General features: G+C 53.1%; 3 protein-coding genes. 1 reads left to right on the forward strand and 2 read right to left on the reverse strand.

All coding sequences use genetic code 11. The annotated features are described in order from the left end of the window. Window positions 1–81 precede the first annotated feature (81 nt). The gene (gene mobC, locus ACMWKA_RS25575) at window positions 82–348 is read right to left on the reverse strand and encodes a plasmid mobilization relaxosome protein MobC (RefSeq protein WP_001144737.1); all 267 of its coding nucleotides are present in this window, start codon (window positions 346–348) and stop codon (window positions 82–84) included. Window positions 349–568: 220 nt separating this feature from the next. After that, window positions 569–1,042, reverse strand: a complete 474-nt coding sequence (dfrA14, locus tag ACMWKA_RS25580) for a trimethoprim-resistant dihydrofolate reductase DfrA14 (RefSeq protein ID WP_004201280.1) — start codon at window positions 1,040–1,042, stop codon at window positions 569–571. Window positions 1,043–1,197: 155 nt separating this feature from the next. Between dfrA14 and intI1 the strand changes: the two genes are divergently transcribed. Then, window positions 1,198–2,211: a class 1 integron integrase IntI1 gene (gene intI1, locus ACMWKA_RS25585; protein ID WP_000845048.1), complete on the forward strand. Its 1,014-nt coding sequence runs from the start codon at window positions 1,198–1,200 to the stop codon at window positions 2,209–2,211. The last annotated feature ends 580 nt before the right edge of the window (window positions 2,212–2,791 follow it).

Here is a 2,791-nt window from a genome sequence, read left to right on the forward strand (position 1 = left end):
CACACGAGTATTGAGCATAGTCGAGATTGGTGCAGATCACTTCTGATATTGAACTGTCAGGAGCTGGCTGCACAACAGCCATTACGCCCAATCAACTGGTGCAGTCGTCTTCTGAAAATGACAATCGTGCCACCGGCTCCAGGTCTTATCGAACAGCTCAGACACATGGTCCAAATGCTGGTCGATCCGTTCGGCCAGTTTTTCGATGGCCTCTTGCTTGAGCTTGTCACTTTCCCTGAACTCGATGTTCAAGGCCCTGGCCACCTGGTTGAGGTTCCGGCCGATAGCTCCAAGCTGCCGGCACGATTCCCGTACGGTGTTCACTTCTTCATCAGTGAGGACCGGCATCCGGTTCAACGACCGCAGTCATTTCTGTACCTAAACAGTCCTGCGAATATGTGAGTTTTGACCTAATGAGCCACAAAAACTCATTTTCGCCCACGATAATTTTTCTACTTCCTTTCTTTGGAATGCTCATTTCAATATTCACATAACGTCGCTATCAATCGCGGAAAAGGCGTAGTGCGCGAAGCGAACGAAGCTTTTTGCCGTCGATTGCATAGCTTTGTTAACCCTTTTTCCAAATTTGATAGCAATAGTTAATGTTTGAAGTAAAGTGTTGCTCAAAAACAACTTCGAAGGTATTTGGAATACTCGGGAAGAAAACATCCCCCTCTGGCTCGATGTCGATCGTCGATAAGTGGAGCGTAGAGGCCATGGGTAATGTTTCTCGGTAAATTTCTCCGCCACCAGACACTATAACGTGACCGGTGAATTCAGCTAGCCTGTCCATGGCCTCTTCGATTGACTGAAATACAACTACATTGTCATCATTTGATGTCCAACCTGAGCGGGTAACGACCGCGTATTTCCTATTGGGGAGTGCGCCCATAGATTCAAACGTCTTGCGACCCACCAGAAGCCACTGATTGTAGGTCAATGCTTTAAAAAGTAGCTGCTCCCCTTTCGCGGACCAGGGTATGTCTGGACCGCAACCAATCACGCCGTTTTTCGCTTTCGCAGCCATCAATGATACTTTCAAGGTTCTCATCCTGGGTTAACTTTGTTTTAGGGCGACTGCCCTGCTGCGTAACATCGTTGCTGCTCCATAACATCAAACATCGACCCACGGCGTAACGCGCTTGCTGCTTGGATGCCCGAGGCATAGACTGTACAAAAAAACAGTCATAACAAGCCATGAAAACCGCCACTGCGCCGTTACCACCGCTGCGTTCGGTCAAGGTTCTGGACCAGTTGCGTGAGCGCATACGCTACTTGCATTACAGTTTACGAACCGAACAGGCTTATGTCCACTGGGTTCGTGCCTTCATCCGTTTCCACGGTGTGCGTCACCCGGCAACCTTGGGCAGCAGCGAAGTCGAGGCATTTCTGTCCTGGCTGGCGAACGAGCGCAAGGTTTCGGTCTCCACGCATCGTCAGGCATTGGCGGCCTTGCTGTTCTTCTACGGCAAGGTGCTGTGCACGGATCTGCCCTGGCTTCAGGAGATCGGAAGACCTCGGCCGTCGCGGCGCTTGCCGGTGGTGCTGACCCCGGATGAAGTGGTTCGCATCCTCGGTTTTCTGGAAGGCGAGCATCGTTTGTTCGCCCAGCTTCTGTATGGAACGGGCATGCGGATCAGTGAGGGTTTGCAACTGCGGGTCAAGGATCTGGATTTCGATCACGGCACGATCATCGTGCGGGAGGGCAAGGGCTCCAAGGATCGGGCCTTGATGTTACCCGAGAGCTTGGCACCCAGCCTGCGCGAGCAGCTGTCGCGTGCACGGGCATGGTGGCTGAAGGACCAGGCCGAGGGCCGCAGCGGCGTTGCGCTTCCCGACGCCCTTGAGCGGAAGTATCCGCGCGCCGGGCATTCCTGGCCGTGGTTCTGGGTTTTTGCGCAGCACACGCATTCGACCGATCCACGGAGCGGTGTCGTGCGTCGCCATCACATGTATGACCAGACCTTTCAGCGCGCCTTCAAACGTGCCGTAGAACAAGCAGGCATCACGAAGCCCGCCACACCGCACACCCTCCGCCACTCGTTCGCGACGGCCTTGCTCCGCAGCGGTTACGACATTCGAACCGTGCAGGATCTGCTCGGCCATTCCGACGTCTCTACGACGATGATTTACACGCATGTGCTGAAAGTTGGCGGTGCCGGAGTGCGCTCACCGCTTGATGCGCTGCCGCCCCTCACTAGTGAGAGGTAGGGCAGCGCAAGTCAATCCTGGCGGATTCACTACCCCTGCGCGAAGGCCATCGGTGCCGCATCGAACGGCCGGTTGCGGAAAGTCCTCCCTGCGTCCGCTGATGGCCGGCAGCAGCCCGTCGTTGCCTGATGGATCCAACCCCTCCGCTGCTATAGTGCAGTCGGCTTCTGACGTTCAGTGCAGCCGTCTTCTGAAAACGACAAACAGCCAGAAAGGCTGTTACAGGCGATTTGATCTGCAACCTATTGGTTAAATTAATGTATCAAAAACGATGGTTTTTGTGACAGTCTTGAAAAGTCCTGACTTCTCCCGAAAAATGACTCCCCTCATGTAACAAAACTCGTTACTGTATCAACATAACAATAACCCCATAACTAATTAGCGAGAAAAGAATGAAAATCGGCTATGCACGTAAATCTACGCATCTTCAGGATGTGGCGCACCAGGTTGACGAACTAACAAAAGCTGGATGTGAGCAAATCGGCACTGTTGCAAATAGTCGGTGGTGATAAACTTATCATCCCCTTTTGCTGATGGAGCTGCACATGAACCCATTCAAAGGCCGGCATTTTCAGCGTGA

The organism is Enterobacter sp. 03-F-07-AD-ECC (assembly GCF_047530935.1).
GTDB lineage: Bacteria > Pseudomonadota > Gammaproteobacteria > Enterobacterales > Enterobacteriaceae > Enterobacter > Enterobacter cloacae.